We start from the raw sequence: 15,875 nt of genomic DNA, 5'->3' as shown, positions 1-15,875 counted from the left end.
ACTCGGCACTCGGCTTGTCGATTACTCGGCCACGGCGACGAGCCCCATCTCGGCGGCGCCCGACAGCAGCGGGTGGGCGGGCACGACGCGAACGGTGTAGCCGAACCCACCGGCCCGGCCGAGCGGCACCGTTCCGGTGAACAGCCTCGTCGCGGCGCCGTCGAGCCCGGCCGTCGGGTCGGCCTGCAACTCGAGACGCTCGACGTCGCTGAGCTCATCACCGCCTGTGCTGCGGCCGTAGACGACCTCGACGGCGACGTCGTCCGGGCTCAGCTCGCCGAGCCCGATGTGGGCGCGCAGGTGCAGTTCGTCGCCCACCTGTGCGACCTCGGCGACCCCGCCGGACTCCACGTGCTCGACGCTCACCGTCGGCCAGGCAGCCCGCACCCGTGCCTTCCACGCGGCGAGCGCCCGCGCCGCCTCTGCATGCCCGGCCGAGAGCGCGGCCTCGGCGGCCGCGGCAGGGCAGTACAGCCGTTCGACGTATTCGCGCACCATCCGGTCGGCGCTGAGCTCCGGTGAGAGCGTCGCCAGGGTGTGCCGCACCGACTGCATCCAGCGTTCAGGCACCCCGTCGTCGCCGCGCTGGTAGAAGCGCGGCGCGACCTGGTGCTCGATCAGGTCGTAGAGCGCCTCGGCCTCCAGCCGGTCGCGCTCCGCGCCGTCCGTCGCGGCATCCGCAGAGGGAATGGCCCAGCCGTTCTCGCCGTCGAAGTACTCGTTCCACCAGCCGTCGAGGATCGACAGGTTCAGCACCCCGTTCAGCGCCGCCTTCATGCCGGAGGTCCCGCAGGCCTCGAGCGGGCGCAGCGGGTTGTTCAGCCAGACGTCGGTGCCCGGGTAGAGGGTCTGCGCCATGGCGATGTCGTAGTCGGGCAGGAACACGATGCGCCCGCGCACCTCCGGCTCTGCGGCGAACTGCACGAGTTCCTGGATGAGGCGCTTGCCCTCGTCATCGGCCGGGTGCGACTTGCCGGCGATCACGAGCTGCACCGGCCGTTCCTGGTGCAGCAACAGGGAGCGCAGCCGATCCCGGTCGTGCAGCATGAGGGTGAGACGCTTGTACGTCGGCACGCGACGGGCGAATCCGATGGTGAGAACGGCCGGGTCGAGCAGCTCGTCGATCCAGGCCGGGGCACGCCCTCCCGGATTCTGGCCGAGCCAGGCGGATGCCGTGCGCTCCCGCGCATCGGCGACGAGCTGCGCGCGCATCTCCCCGCGCACCCGCCAGAGTTCGGCGTCGCTGAGTGCGGGCGAGAGCCAGTCGACGGCGGTCGTGTCTGCGCTGCCGAGCCGCTCCCAGGCCAGCCCCTGCAGGCGGGGATCCGTCCACGTCGGTGCGTGAACCCCGTTCGTGATCGAGGTGATCGGCACCTCATCCGTGTCGAAGCCGGGCCAGAGCCCGCTGAACATGGCCCGGCTGACCTCGCCGTGCAGGCGGGAGACGCCGTTGCTTGTGCGGGCGAGGCGCAGGCCCATGTACGCCATGTTGAACTTCGGGTGTGCGCCGTCCTCCCGGCCGAGCGCCAGCACGTCGGCGGCGTCGACCCCAGGAAGCAGATCGGTGTCGAGGTAGCGCTCGACGACGTCGAGCTCGAATCGGTCGATTCCGGCCGGCACGGGTGTGTGGGTCGTGAACACCGTTCCTGCTCGCACCAGTTCGAGAGCCTGCGCGAAGGTGAGACCCTCACCGATGAGGGCCGCGATGCGCTCGACGCCGAGGAATCCGGCGTGTCCCTCGTTCGTGTGGAAGACCTCGGGCGCCGGCCTGCCGGTGAGCTCGGACCAGGCGTTCACCGCGCGGACACCGCCGATGCCGAGCAGCAGCTCCTGCTGCAGGCGGTGCTCCCCCGCCCCGCCGTAGAGTCGGTCGGTGACGTGGCGCAGCTCGTCGCTGTTGTCTGGGATGTCGGTGTCGAGCAGCAGCAGCCGCACCCGGCCGACGGCTGCCTGCCACACCCGCGCGTGAAGGGTGCGCCCCTCCGGGAGCGCGAGCGTGATCTGCACCGCGGAGCCGTCCGGCCGGCGCAGCACCGCGAGCGGCAGACCGTCCGGGTCGAGCACCGGGTAGCTCTCGAGCTGCCAGCCGTCGTTCGCGATCGCCTGCGAGAAGTAGCCGGAGCGGTAGAACAGGCCGACGGCCACGATCGGCACGCCGAGGTCTGACGCACTCTTCAGGTGGTCCCCGGCCAGGATGCCGAGGCCGCCAGAGTACTGCGGCAGGGCCGCTGCGATGCCGAACTCCGGCGAGAAGTACCCGATCGCCGGCGGCTTCTCGCACTCGAGCCCCTGGTACCAGCGGGGCTCGCTGAGGTACGCGCGGAGCTCGTCGCGCTGCCGGTTCACGGCATCGACGTACGCGGCATCCTGCGCCAGCGCCTCGAGCCGTTCCGGGCCGACCTCGCCGAGCAGCGCAATCGGGTCGTGCCCGAGCCGGTTCCAGATCTCCGGGGCGACGTGCGCGAAGAGCTCCCTCGTCGGCTCGTGCCATGACCAGCGCAGATTCGCCGCGAGTTCGCCCAGCGCGGAGAGCGCATCGGGGAGCACGGCACGAACGGTGAACTTTCGAATCGCCTTCACGAGCACCACCCTAGGCGGCGCGGGTGACGATTGTGTTAATGAGGGCAGCACAGCGCGTGTGATTCGCGCTACCGTCGCAGTGTGCCCAAGAACAGTGTGCCCAAGAGCGGTGACCGCCAGGCGACCGCGAACACCCCGGTGACGACTCCCGCCGTGCCCGAGCGCCTGACGCGCGCTGGGCGCATCCCCGTCTTCTCGCCGAGCCCCGCTCAGCCGGGCGAGCTCTGGCCGGCCAAGGCCTTCGTCGGCGAGGTCGTGCCATTCGCGGCCACGGCGTTCCGCGAGGGGCACGACCGCATCGGCGTCGAGCTGCTGCTGCAGAACCCATCCGGAACGCTCAGCCGGCATCCGATGAGCCTGCTCGCGCCCGGCACGGACCGGTGGCAGGTCGAGCTCGTGCTCGACGCGCCAGGCGAGTGGAACTACCGAGTGCGGGCATTCGCCGACGACTACGCCACCTGGCGCCACAACGCCGAGGTAAAGGTCGCGGCCGGCGTCGACGTGGAGCTGATGTTCGCTGCAGGGGCCGAGCTGCTCGGGCGGGCCGCGGCCGACGCCGCGCGCGCGGCATCCGAACGCCGCACCCTGAGCACGGCCGCGCTCGCACTGGCCGACACAAGCATCGGCGCCGCGGAGCGCCTCGAGTTCGGCACGGCAGGCCTCGTGGCCGCCCTGCTCGCGGCGACGCCGCTGGCGAGCCTGGAGACGGTGGCGGAGACCCGCACCGTGCGCGTCGAGCGCAGCCGCGCCGGCGTCGGGTCGTGGTACGAGTTCTTCCCCCGCTCGGAGGGCGCCGTGCGCCACCCGGACGGCTCGTGGACGAGCGGCACATTCCGCACCGCCTCCAAGCGGCTGGCGGATGTCGCGGCGATGGGCTTCGACGTCGTCTACCTGCCGCCCATCCACCCGATCGGGCGCGCCTTCCGAAAAGGCCCGAACAACACCCTGAACGCCGGCCCCAACGACCCGGGTTCGCCGTGGGCCATCGGCTCGGCCGACGGCGGACACGACGCGGTGCACCCGGAGCTCGGCACCCTTGAGGACTTCCGGGCCTTCCTCGCCACGGCCGGCGAGCTCGGCATCGAGGTCGCGATCGACCTGGCCCTGCAGGCGTCGCCTGACCACCCGTGGGTCACGGAGCACCCTGAGTGGTTCACGACGCTGCCGGACGGCAGCATCGCCTTCGCGGAGAACCCGCCGAAGAAGTACCAGGACATCTATCCGATCAACTTCGACAACGACCCCGTCGGCATCCGCGCCGAGGTGCTGCGCATCGTGCGGCACTGGATCGCCCAGGGCGTGCGCATCTTCCGGGTCGACAACCCGCACACCAAGCCGCTGGACTTCTGGGAGTGGCTGATCGGCACGGTGAACGCCGAGCACCCCGACGTCGTCTTCCTCGCCGAGGCCTTCACCAGGCCCGCGCTGCTGAACGCGCTCGCCCAGGTCGGATTCCAGCAGTCGTACACGTACTTCACCTGGCGCAACACGAAGGCGGAGCTCGAGGAATTCCTCGGCGCGCTCGCCACGGAGACCGCCGATTTCCTCCGCCCGAACCTCTTCGTCAACACCCCGGACATCCTCACCGAGTACCTCCAGTTCGGTGGTCCGGCGGCGTTCACGATCCGCGCAGCGATCGCCGCCACCGCCGCCCCGACGTGGGGCGTCTACTCCGGATTCGAGTTGTTCGAGAGCGTCGCACGCCCCGGCGCGGAGGAGGCGATCGACAACGAGAAGTACGAGTTCAAGCCACGCGACTTCGCCGGAGCGGCGGCAGCCGATCGCTCCCTCGCGCTCTTCCTCGGCATCCTCAACCGCATCCGCACCGAGCACCCAGCGCTCCGTCAGCTCCGCAACATCCGCTTCCACCACAGCGACGACGATTCCGTGCTGGTCTACAGCAAGTACCTCGCGGCCGAGCACAGTCAGAACGGCGTCGCGGACGCGGTCATCGTCGTCGCGAACGTCGACCCGCACTCGGTGCGGGAGACCACCGTGCACCTGGACCCCCGGATGTTCGGCCTGCCCGCGGGCACGAGCTTCGAGGTGGAAAACCTCGTGACGGGGGCCGTCTGGGTCTGGAGCGAGCACAACTTCGTCCGCCTCGACGCGTTCACTGAACCCGTGCACATCCTCGCGGTCCGCCCGATTCCGGATGCCGCCCCCGCGCCGAAGCGCCAGAAGAACGCGCGCCGCACACCCCAGAAGACGCAGAAGGGATCGTAGCCATGAGCCCGATCGACGGATTCACCCGGCCAGTGATCGCCCCCGAGATTCTGGAGCGCGTGGCATCCGGCAGCTATCACGACCCGCACTCCGTCCTCGGCCAGCACCTCGTCGACGCGGACGTCGCCGACCCGCTCACCGTCGTCCGCGCGCTGCGCCCGCTCGCCTCGGAGGTGCAGGCGGTCTTCGGCTCCGACGCCCGCGTGGAGCTGGCACACATCGGGCACGGGCTCTGGGAGGGCTACAGCATCCTGGGCCTGCGCGACTACGAAATCGAGGCCCGCTACGACGGCGGCGCGGAGTGGAAGAGCGACGACCCGTACCGCTACGCCCCGACGATCGGCGAGCTCGACCTGCACCTGATCGGCGAGGGCCGGCACGAGGAGCTGTGGCGGGTGCTCGGCGCACACCATCGCTCCCATGCCGGGGTGAGCGGTAGCGTGCACGGCACCTCCTTCGCGGTCTGGGCGCCGCACGCACAGGCCGTCCGTGTGATCGGCGATCTCAATCAGTGGAACGGCGTCGGGCACGCGATGCGCAACATGGGCGCAACCGGCGTGTGGGAGCTCTTCGTGCCCGGCCTCGAGCCGGGCAGCGTGTACAAGTACGAGATCCTCACCCAGTCCGGCGACTGGGTGCAGCGGGCCGACCCGATGGCCGCCGCCGCCGAGTTGCCGCCACAGACCGGGTCCGTGATCAGCCAGAGTGCATACGACTGGCACGACGCCGACTGGATGCGCGCCCGCGCTGAGCGCGACCCGCACAACGCCCCGATGAGTGTCTACGAGCTGCACCTGGGATCGTGGCGACCGGGACTCGGCTACCGCGACGCAGCCGATCAGCTGATCGAGTACCTCGGCGAACTCGGCTTCACGCACGTGGAGTTCATGCCACTCGCCGAGCACCCGTTCGGCGGCTCCTGGGGCTACCAGGTCACCGGCTACTACGCGCCGACCAGCCGCTTCGGCTCCCCCGACGATTTGCGCTACCTGATCGACCGGCTGCACCAGGCGGGGATCGGCGTGCTGATGGACTGGGTGCCCGGCCACTTCCCGAAAGACGAGTGGGCGCTGGCGAACTTCGACGGCGCGCCGCTGTACGAGCACCCCGACCCCCGCCGCGGCGAGCAGAAGGACTGGGGAACGCTGGTCTTCGACTTCGGGCAGCGCCAGGTGCGCAACTTCCTCGTCGCGAATGCCTTGTTCTGGCTGGAGGAGTTCCACGTCGACGGGCTGCGGGTGGATGCCGTCGCCTCGATGCTGTACCTGGACTACTCCCGGGAGGCCGGCGAGTGGGAGCCGAACGTGCACGGCGGCAACGAGAACCTCGAGGCCATCGCCTTCCTGCAGGAGGTGACGGCGACCGCGTACAAGCGCAACCCCGGCATCGTCATGATCGCCGAGGAGTCGACGAGCTGGGGCGGGGTCACAGCGCCGACCGTCGCAGGAGGGCTCGGTTTCGGGCTCAAATGGAACATGGGCTGGATGCACGACTCGCTGCAGTACATCCAGCACGACCCGATGTACCGATCCCACCACCACGGTGAGATCACCTTCTCGTTCCTGTACGCGTTCAGCGAGAACTTCCTCTTGCCGATCAGCCACGACGAGGTCGTGCACGGCAAGGGCTCGCTGTTGCAGAAGATGCCGGGCGACCACTGGCAGAAGCTCGCGAACGTGCGCGCCTATCTCAGCTTCATGTGGGCCCACCCCGGCAAACAACTGCTGTTCATGGGGCAGGAGTTCGGCCAGCCGTCCGAGTGGAGCGAGGAGCGCGGTCTGGACTGGTGGGTGCTCGACCAGCCAAGCCACCGCGGGCTGTTCGACCTGGTCACCCAGCTCAACCGGGTGTACCGCGAGCACCCGGCCCTCTGGGCGCTCGACAACGACTCGGCCGGATTCGAGTGGCTCGACGGCGGCGCCGCAGAGCAGAACGTCGTGTCGTTCCTGCGCCGCGACGGCAATGGCGAGGTGCTGGCGTGCATCGTCAACTTCGCCGGAACCCCGCACAACGACTACCGGATCGGGCTGCCGTTCGCCGGCCGCTGGCGCGAGCTGCTCAACACGGATGCCGCGGAGTATGGCGGATCAGGCGTCGGCAACCTCGGCGGCGTCGACGCCACAGACACCCCGTGGGCCGGGCGCGCGGCATCCGCAACCGTCACCCTTCCACCCCTCGGCGGAATCTGGCTCAAGCTCGAGCGTTAGGCGCCGGACGCCGGGAGATCAGTAGAGCAGCATCGCCAGGCGCTGGCGTGCCGCGATGACGACGGGGTCGGTCGTTCCGACGACCTCGAACAGCTCAAGCATTCGCTCGCGCACCCGGTTCTTCCCATCGGCGTCGAGCGTCGGGAACAGCGTGAGAAGACGGTCGAACGCATCGGCGACGTGGCCACCGGAGAGGTCGAGGTCGGCAACGTCGAGCTGGGCGTCGAGGTCATTCGGTCCGGCAGCGGCGGCTGAGCGGATCTGCTCGAGGCTCTTGCCCGCGAGACGGTGCAGCAGGCTGACCTGGGCGAGCCCGGCCACGGCGAGCTGGTCGCGCGGGTCCTGGGCGATCGCGGTCTTGTAGAAGCCGATGGCGGCCGGGTAATCGCCGCGCTCGATGGCCTCGTACGCCTCGGCGTGGTGCGGCGGAAGCGGCTCCTCCTGAACGGGCTCCGCGGCGTCATCCGCGGGGGCGCCTGCCTCGGCATCCGCGGAGACGGCGCTGCCGGTGACACCGTTCTGCACGGCCAGCTGCAACAACTGCTCGAGGATGTCGAGCAGCTGGTCCTCGGCGATGGCACCGGCGAAGAGCGGGACGGGCTGCCCGGCGATGACGGCCGCAACCGTCGGAACCGACTGCGCCTGGAAGGCCTGAGCCAGCTGCGGGTTCGACTCGACGGCCACCCGCACCAGCACGAGGCGCCCGCGCAGGCCGGCGACGACCTTCTGCAGCACGGCACTCATCGCGGTGCTCTGCTCCGCCCAGTCTGCGTAGAGGTCGACGAGCACGGGAACGCGCTGCGAGAGCTCGAGCACCTCACCGAAGTTCGCGTCTGTTCCGTCCAACACGAGGCTCGGCACCTGCACGGGAGCCCCGGCGGGGGCACCGGGCTGAGCCGGCGCACCGACCGGCGCGTTCGCCCGGTTCACGAGCGAGGAGAGGTCGACTGCTCCGCGGAGGTTGGCTGCTGAGGGGGGAACGTTGGTCACGGGATCTCCGATGCGGCGATGAGGCTGTGGGCGAAACCGAGAAGACGGATCTTCTCGTCGCTGCCCGCGGCGGGAACATAGAACAGCAGCTGATCGCTGCGGGTCGAGGTGACGCCCTTCGCGGTCTTCTCGACACCGGACAGCGACTTGGCCGGGCTGGCCTTGAACTCGACAGTACCGCCATCGTTCGGCGTTGCGCTCTCCATCTGGTTGAGGTTCACCGCCACGATCGCGCCGGAGTCGATTGTGCCGAGGGCAACGGTCTCTCCCGGGCCGGGCGCATTCGACACCTCGAGGTTCGTCGTCGGGGGCAGCTCGGCTCGTCGCGCCTCCGTTGCAGCGACGCCAACCTGGGGAACGAAGCTGTCTCCGGCGATGTCGAAGAGGTCGTAGTACTCGCTCGCGGTGTCCTTGAGGATCACGTCACCGTAGGCCGTTGCGAGCTGATCCGGTGCCAGCGTCAGGAACTTCGTGTCTGGTGCGACGGGCGGGGCACCGATGCTGGCCGGTGCCACCTCCGGGAACGTCGCGTCCGCTGCCAGCGTGATGGCGTACTCGACCTGGTAGTTCTCCCGCGGGCTGTTCTGCTTGAGAACGAGGGTCATCGGCGCGATCGTCGGATCGTCCTCATTGAGGATGACGGTGACAACGGTGCGCGGCCAGGTCGCGTTCTGCTGCGGCAGGATCACTTCCATCGGCGAGGCGGGAATCGGGCTCGGAGCGGCCTGCTCCGGGTAGCCGGCCCTGATCTGGTAGTTCTTCTGTCGTTCGAGCAGCGCCGGACCGGTGAAACGTGCGGGAAGCAGCTCGGCGTTCATCGACGTGTCTGCCTCGTTCGCGACGACGGCGATCTTGCGCACGATGCGCTCGAGCTGCGGAACGGTGACGGCGGGCGGCGGCAGCTCGTCCAGACCTTCCGGCGTGTCGGTGAGTTCCGGGGTCGGGGTCGCCGTCGCCGACGGCGTCTCCGAGAGGTCGGGCCAGAACGAGGCGGAGCAGCCGGAGAGCACGAGTCCGGAGATGACCAGCACCGGCACGACGGCGAGGCGCGACGAGCGACCGCTGATCGCCTTGCGCTGACCGCCCGTGATCTCGTTGATCTTGATCATCTTGGGCTTGGGAGCCTTCGGCAGCTTCGGCATCCGCGGCCCCTTCGGCACGTTGCGACGCGGACCGCGAGAGCGCCGCATGTGGATCAGCGCCCACAGGTAGAGCACCAGGCCGATCAGCAGCAGAATCGCGCCGCCGACGATCAGCGGTCCAGCCCACGGCGTCGAGTTGTCGAGCGGCCAGGAAATACGCACGTTCTTGGGTGCTGGCGCCGTGCCGTCGGTGGCCAGGAGCACCGAGATGCCCTCAGGCGCGTTGATCGTGTTGGACAGCGAGTTCTCGCTCGTCCACTCATCGAGCCACAGATCGGAACCACGGGGGTTCGGGTTCGGCGTCGCCGCCTCCGCCCCGGTCTGCGGATCCGACGGCTGGCTCGCGTCATTCGTGAACTCCGACTGACCGCGGACGAGCTCGGAGCTGAGCTCCTTCGTGTCCTCGTCATAGCTCAGACGGGTGTAGCTGAGGTCGCCGAGCCACGCCTCCATGTCTGCGGTGCGGCCGTACGCCATGAAGGTGTCGCCCGAACCGCGAACGGTCAGAGTCTGGGCACCTTCATGAGCGGTCAGCGCGTCGCTGTCGATCACCGTGTACGGGCCGTTACCTGCAACAGTGGTGCTGAGCGAGACGCTTGCGGGCTCGAGAAAGACAGTGCGCTGGGCGATGCCCAGCGCAATCATGCAGGCCGCAGCAACAAATGCCACGATCGCCAAAACAAAACGCACGAATTCTCCTTTTGTGTTGCCTGAAGCCATGACCGACGCCAGCACGCAGCGGGCGCAACGACGGGTATTTCGTTGTAAACAGGTCGAAATGGCAACAGCCAAAGACAGTTGACACTACCGGACATAGCTGAAAGACGCCCCAATCCGCGTGGGAACTGCCTGTGCGCGCGCGTCATTCGGTGCCAGCAAATGCCGCTAAAATCAGTGTGGCTCGCAGCGCGATTCTCTGCGCTGCTGCGACCGACATAAGGAGAGACATCGTGGCTACCGACGAAACCGAGTTCACCCAGGTATTCCGGGGCTACGACAAGGACGAGGTCGACAAGGCCATCCAGGGCCTGCGGCGCGACTTGATCAAGTCGAACGCCCACGGCGTCGACGCGGCCAAGGAGATCAAGCGGCTCGGCGCGCGCATCGATGAGCTGAACGCCGAGCTCGAAGAGGTCGGCAGCCCCACGTTCTCCGGACTCGGCACCAAGCTCGAGAACACCCTGCGCGTTGCGGAGGAGCAGTCGACCCGCCTCATCGCCCAGGCCGACATCGATGCAGAGAAGCTGCGCAGCTCCGCCTCCGGCGAGGTCGAGAAGCTCCGCACGGATGCCACAGCGCTCGCCGAGCGGACCGTCAGCGACGCCCGCGCCAAGGCCGCGCGCATCCTCGAAACAGCCAGGCTCGAAGCCGACGACATCGTGGCCCGCGTCCGTGACGAGCAGGAGCTCATCACGCAGGAAGCCCTGCGCGACGCCGCCGCCATCCGTGGCGCCGTGGCGACCGAGGCAGCCGAACTGCGTGCTACCGCCAAGCGCGAGACCGCCGCGATCCGCGCAGAGGCCGAACGCGAGGCCGCTGAGGTCGTCGTCGTCGCCAACCGCGAAGCCTCCGAGGCACGAACCGCTGCGGCTGGACTCGCCCAGGAGACGGAGCAGACCCGCTCGGAGGTCGCCCTCGAACTCGACCAGGCCCGCGCCGATCTCGCCAAGGAGACCGAACAGGCACGCCTCGACCTGGCTAGGGACAACGAGCAGGCACGCCTCGACCTCGAGCGCGAGAGCGCCGAGGCTCGGCAGGGCCTCGCCGCCGAGACCGCGGAGTCGCGTGCAGCGCTCGCCATCGAACTCGAGCAGGCCCGCACCGATCTCTCACGCGAGATCGACCAGAGCCGCGCCGAGATCGCCCTCGCCCGCGAGCAGGAGAAGACTGATCTCGCCCGCGAGATCGAGACCGCCAGACTCAAGCTCAGCCACGAGCTGGAGCGCAGCCGAGCACGCCACGACGGCGACATCGAGCAGTCCCGCGCCGACCTCGCCCTCGAGCACGAGCAGGCGCGCGCCGACTTCACCGCCGAAGGTGAGCAGGCACGCATCGACCTCGACAACCAGCTCGCCGCGAGCCGCAAGAAGACCGGTCACGAGGTGCAGAAGATGCGCCGCGAGATCGAACAGGCCCGCATCGACCTCGATGTCGAGCTGAAGGCGCGTCGCGATGAGGCCGAGCAGGAGCACCTGCAGCGCCACCAGGAGGCCGTCGCCCAGACCCAGAAGTTCCTGGACGACGCCAACGCACAGCTGGCGGAGGCCATCAGCCGCGCGAGTGAGAACCGTGCAGAGGCCGAGCGTCTCAGCAGCGGCGCCCGCGGTGAGGCCAAGGCGATCCTGGACGAGGCCGAGGACGCCGCAGCGCGCACCATCAGCGAGGCAGAGGCCACGGTCGCAACGCGTCTGGCCGAGACCGAGGAACGCACCAGGGCACTCGTGGCTGACGCAGAGGACCGCCTGTCCCAGATTAGGATTGAGCGCGACGCGGTCGCTGGCTACTTCGAGAGCCTGCGCGGTGTTCTCAAGCAGGCAGAACAGGTGACCTCCGAGACGGAGTGATCACACTTCCGCCGTCACGGTGGGAGTGCGTGTGAAGATTCAGAATGCTTTCCGGCTCGGCCTGGTCGCCACGCTCGGAGTCGGTCTCGGCATCCTGATCCTCGGTTCGATCGCATCGCTGGCGACGATTCTCAGCTACATCGGCGCGGCGCTGTTCCTCTCGCTCGGACTTGATCCGGCGATCGCATTCCTCGAGCGGCATAAGGTTCCGCGCTGGGCCGCGATCCTCACCGTGCTCGCCGCGGTGGTCGCGGCCCTGACCGGGGTCGTCTTCGCCGTCATCCCGATCATCAGCGAGCAGGTCAATCAGTTGATCGAATTCGTGCCCGTGCTGTCGCGTCGGTTCCTCTCCGGCGAACTCGTCGTCACACTGCAGGAGGCCTTCCCCAACCTGCAAGTGGAGGAGATCGTCGTGGCGATGACCAAGGCGGTCAACGACTTCGTCACCAACCCCGATCAGCTCGTCGGGCTCTTCGGCGGCGTGCTGCAGTTCGGTGTCGCGCTCTCCGCCGGGCTGTTCGGCATCGTGATCGTCGTGATCCTGACCCTCTACTTCGCCGGCAGCCTGCCGTCGATGAAGCGCGGCCTCTACCAGCTGGTGCCTGCCTCGCGCCGCGAGCGCTTCACCGACCTGAGCGAACAGATCAGCGAATCGGTCGGTCGGTACGTCGTCGGCCAGGTGACGCTCGCGCTCGTGAACGGGCTGCTGAGCTTCATCTTCCTCAGCATCATCGACGCACCGTTCCCGGCTCTCCTCGCCCTGCTGGCGTTCCTGTTCTCGTTGGTCCCGCTCGTTGGAACGATCTCCGGGTCCATACTCATCGTGCTGATCTGCCTGATCCCCGGCCTCGGCTCCCCGCTCACGGCGCTGGCCGCTGCGATCTACTACCTGATCTACATGCAGGTCGAGGCCTATGTGCTGAGCCCGCGCATCATGAATAAGGCCGTCGCGGTTCCGGCGTCCGTCGTGGTCATCGCCGCGCTGGCCGGCGGTTCGCTTCTCGGGCTGCTCGGAGCCCTCATCGCGATTCCCACCGCCGCCGCCATCCTGCTGATCATCAAGCAGGTCGTGATTCCGCGGCAGAACACGCTCTAGCGCCCAATTCACACGCTGGCTCGAGGGAGCAGCCGAGGAACGAGGCCGCCCCCGAAGCCCTGAGCGCCTGACCGGATCCGGTCGCCATGGATGCCGCAGACCAGTGTCGGCGGATCCGCTCGGGGCTTCGCGTGCGTCGCTGCTCCTTCGTCGCTGCCCCGCTCGCTCAAGCCAGCGTGCAAAGAGTGGCGCCGCTCGCTCAGGCCATCGTGGGAATGGGCGTCATATGCACGCTGGCTTGAGGGAGCAGCCGAGGAACGAGGCCGCCCCCGAAGCCCTGAGCCTCTGACCGGATCGGGTCGCTCGATCCGGCCGCGGGCGGTTTACTCGACCAGCGCCGGCTGCTGTTGCTGAAGCAGGTCGGCTTGTTGGGTGCGGGACTTCGTCGATCTTCGCCACGGGGTGTCCGGCGTCTGAGCGCCCGTTCCGGAGCCAGGGCGGCGGTTTCACGTGCGGGACGCCGTCGATCATGAGGATCTGCCAGCCGCTGGTCTCGATCGTGCGGTGGTGGAACCAACAGAGGCAGGACTCCGTTACACGTCTCGGTTTCGCCCCCGTCCCGATACGCCTTGACGTGGTGGATCTCGCTCCACGCGGCCGGATCGAACAGCCCGGGATGATGCAGCCGCCGTCGCGGAGGGTGATCGCCCGCCGTTGGGTGGCGTTGAAGACCCGGTCATTGCTGCCGATGCTGTTAATCGTGCCGTCCGGGCCGATCACCACATGTTGCTGCCCACCGGCGCACACGAATTGCTCCACCGCCCGCATGGAAATCGGGGCCTCACAGCCCTCAATGAACCCGGCCCCGGTACCGGCGTCGAGGTCGGCCTGCCGCACCGAGACGAGCACAGGTCGGCGCCGCCCCACCAATGCTCGGGCTGTCCGCGCTGCGGGCGGCGCCGTCGATGAGGCTCGCGAACACGTCGTGCCGGGCCTGCGCCGTCGCCCGGGGGTCTTTCGGCGCGTCCGGGTCGGGGTCGGCGAAGCTGGGTTTGCTGCGTGGGTTCAGGTACGCGTTCAGCAGGGTTTCGAACTTGGCGTCGATCTCCGGCAGCAGCGTCATCTTGCGGTGGACGACCCCATCCCGGGTCATGCCCGGCGCTGATGCCCCGGGCCTGCATGGCCCGCTCCTCGGCCGGGACAACACCGTCCTCATCCAACACCGTCTCCCAGACGCGGGCCTGGCCGCGGATCTCGTCGGCGGCGAACGGCAGCGGCGACTCCACAGTGGGCCCGGTCGCGGCGGCGACGAGCGCGGTTTCGGCGTGCTCCACGTTGAGGTCGCCGACCCGGCTCCGGATCGGGTCGAGGGTGTCAATGATCGCCGCGGCGCTGTCGTAGCCAATGATCCCCGTGCCGAGGGCATCGGCGATCTGCCCGAAGCGGGCCGGCATCGTCTCGCCAGTGAGTGCCATGCGGGGCCGTGTGGCCTCGCCGAGGCGCATCCGCTGCGTCAGCGTGCGTTCCGAGGCGAGGGTGATCCGGGACAGGAGTTCGACGGCGTTCCGGCACCCCTTCTTCGCCGACAGCCGGTCCTCGCCGAGCTCTCGGCGGGAGCGGAATGCGTGCTCGCCGGCGGCCTTGATGCGGAGCGCATCGGCGAGACGGCCGACCTCCTCGGCGGAGGCGGTGAACTCCAACAGGGCGTCATCGTTGAAGAGACGTTCGTCCGAATCGGCGAGGGCGGAGAGCAGCAGATCTCGTGCCTCTGCGAGTGTCTCCGTCGGGGTTCCCATGGGTTCAATTTTACCCGCGCGGGGCAGGTTCACCTAGGAAAAGGCCTGATGTGGATAAGTTTCCGCGGAAGCTCGCCTGTGTACAAGAGGTGGTCGCGGATCGGCGCCGCACCAGCATCGGTGGCGGTTCCCGGGGTTGCCTGGGAGTGGGCTGCCGCCTTTCGCGACGCTGCGCGTCGCGCTACTCGACCAGCGGGCTGGGGCGGATACGGCAGGGTTTCGACAAGCTCAACCAGCGGAGGCTCGACGGGCCCAAGCGGCGGGGACTCGACAGACTCAGGTGCGCTTAGCCCTGCCAGACCTCGGGCAGCGGGGCGGCCGCGGGGTTCACTGCGGCGACGATTTCGTTGAGCACGCGACTCGTCTGCTTCTCCCCCACCCACAGGTGCTTTCCGCCTTCGACGGCGATGAGGCGGGTGGCCGGCGCGACGGCGAAGCGCTCGCTCGCCTCGACCGGGCGCAGGTAGTCATCGAACTCGGGCACAAGCACGACGAGCGGCACCGTCGCGTGCGCCCATGCGGCGAGTTCGGCATCCGTCGCGCGGTGCAGGGGCGGCGACAGAAGGATCGCGCCGTCGATGGCGTGTTCGAGGCCGTACTTGATGCTGAGCTCGGTGCCGAAGGACCAGCCGAGCAGCCACGGGTGCGGGAGTCCGCGCTCCGCGACGAATGCCATCGCGGCCGCGACGTCGGCGCGCTCGTCGACGCCATCGCCGAATGAGCCGTCGCTGGTCCCGCGCGGCGAACTCGTGCCGCGGGTGTTGAAGCGCAGCACGGCGATGTCGGCGAGGGCGGGCAGGCGTGCCGCCGCCTTGCGCAGAATGTGCGAGTCCATGAAGCCGCCGGCGGTCGGCAGCGGGTGCAGGGTCACCAGCGTCGCGACGGGCGGGCGGTCAAGCGGCATGGCGAGTTCGCCGACGAGGGTCAGGCCGTCGCTGGTGCGCAGCTCGATGTTCTCCCGCAGCGCTGGCAGTTCCATGCCGCCGCGGATGGCCGTGCCTGGTGCGATCTCCGACGTCATTTGAGCCTCCAACAGTGGTTGTGCCAGTGCCGGCGATCTGCCAGCGCCGCCTCGTCGCCCATCATGGCGTCGGCACGCCACGCCACGAGGTGGGCGACACCTGGAGCGATGTCGAGGCTGCATCCGGGGCAGATGTAACGCTTCCCGGACTGCGAGCCGGTGACCGGCTGGACGAACCACTCCCCGTCCCGCTTGCTCTCCGTGCGCTTCCAGCCGGCGAGGAGCCGGCCGAGCCCGTTCTGATCGTCGTCCGGCTGCTCCGAGGCGCGGCGGGAAGGACGATTGTTGCGGGGCATTCTTCCATTCTAGGCAG

10 protein-coding genes are annotated in these 15,875 nt (G+C 68.8%); 4 read left to right on the top strand and 6 right to left on the bottom strand.

The features are described 5' to 3' along the window. Positions 1-21 precede the first annotated feature (21 nt). Entirely contained in the window at positions 22-2,580 is a 2,559-nt protein-coding gene (gene glgP / locus EV379_RS05475) for an alpha-glucan family phosphorylase (RefSeq protein ID WP_130505242.1), read from the bottom strand. Positions 2,581-2,661: 81 nt separating this feature from the next. Between glgP and EV379_RS05470 the strand changes: the two genes are divergently transcribed. Both EV379_RS05470 and glgB read left to right on the top strand, forming a co-directional pair. Next, positions 2,662-4,806: an alpha-1,4-glucan--maltose-1-phosphate maltosyltransferase gene (locus EV379_RS05470; RefSeq protein ID WP_423203236.1), complete on the top strand. Its 2,145-nt coding sequence runs from the start codon at positions 2,662-2,664 to the stop codon at positions 4,804-4,806. A gap of 2 nt (positions 4,807-4,808) precedes the next feature. Continuing rightward, a complete protein-coding gene (glgB, locus tag EV379_RS05465) occupies positions 4,809-7,013 on the top strand; it encodes a 1,4-alpha-glucan branching protein GlgB (protein ID WP_130505241.1) in 2,205 nt (734 codons plus the stop codon). 18 nt (positions 7,014-7,031) lie between these two features. Here glgB and EV379_RS05460 read toward each other — a convergent pair whose 3' ends face one another. Together EV379_RS05460 and EV379_RS05455 are read right to left on the bottom strand one after the other, a co-directional pair. Continuing rightward, positions 7,032-8,003 (bottom strand): tetratricopeptide repeat protein, encoded by a 972-nt coding sequence (locus EV379_RS05460; RefSeq protein ID WP_130505240.1) that lies wholly within the window; start codon positions 8,001-8,003, stop codon positions 7,032-7,034. Next, positions 8,000-9,835 carry a DUF8094 domain-containing protein gene (locus EV379_RS05455; protein ID WP_130505239.1) on the bottom strand — a complete coding sequence of 612 codons (1,836 nt, stop codon included), beginning with the start codon at positions 9,833-9,835 and terminating at the stop codon, positions 8,000-8,002. Before EV379_RS05455 ends, EV379_RS05460 begins: the two co-directional genes overlap by 4 nt. Positions 9,836-10,095: 260 nt before the next feature. On the opposite strand from EV379_RS05455, the gene EV379_RS05450 reads away from it, so the two are divergent. Both EV379_RS05450 and EV379_RS05445 read left to right on the top strand, forming a co-directional pair. After that, entirely contained in the window at positions 10,096-11,709 is a 1,614-nt protein-coding gene (locus EV379_RS05450) for a DivIVA domain-containing protein (RefSeq protein ID WP_130505238.1), read from the top strand. 31 nt (positions 11,710-11,740) lie between these two features. Next, positions 11,741-12,805: an AI-2E family transporter gene (locus EV379_RS05445; RefSeq protein ID WP_130505237.1), complete on the top strand. Its 1,065-nt coding sequence runs from the start codon at positions 11,741-11,743 to the stop codon at positions 12,803-12,805. Positions 12,806-13,521: 716 nt separating this feature from the next. On the opposite strand, the gene EV379_RS05440 is transcribed toward EV379_RS05445, so the two are convergent. The 3 genes from EV379_RS05440 to EV379_RS05430 form a co-directional block, all read right to left on the bottom strand. After that, positions 13,522-14,574, bottom strand: coding sequence for a DUF222 domain-containing protein (locus EV379_RS05440; protein WP_130505236.1), 1,053 nt, complete (start codon positions 14,572-14,574; stop codon positions 13,522-13,524). 253 nt (positions 14,575-14,827) lie between these two features. Beyond that, positions 14,828-15,562, bottom strand: a complete 735-nt coding sequence (locus EV379_RS05435) for an alpha/beta hydrolase (protein ID WP_130505235.1) — start codon at positions 15,560-15,562, stop codon at positions 14,828-14,830. Beyond that, entirely contained in the window at positions 15,559-15,858 is a 300-nt protein-coding gene (locus EV379_RS05430; RefSeq protein ID WP_130505234.1) for a hypothetical protein, read from the bottom strand. Before EV379_RS05430 ends, EV379_RS05435 begins: the two co-directional genes overlap by 4 nt. Positions 15,859-15,875 lie beyond the last annotated feature (17 nt).

Source organism: Microterricola gilva, from assembly GCF_004217495.1.
In the GTDB taxonomy this organism is placed as follows: domain Bacteria; phylum Actinomycetota; class Actinomycetes; order Actinomycetales; family Microbacteriaceae; genus Microterricola; species Microterricola gilva.
Note: the sequence above shows the minus strand (reverse complement) of the source record. Positions and strands in the feature narration are given on the sequence as shown.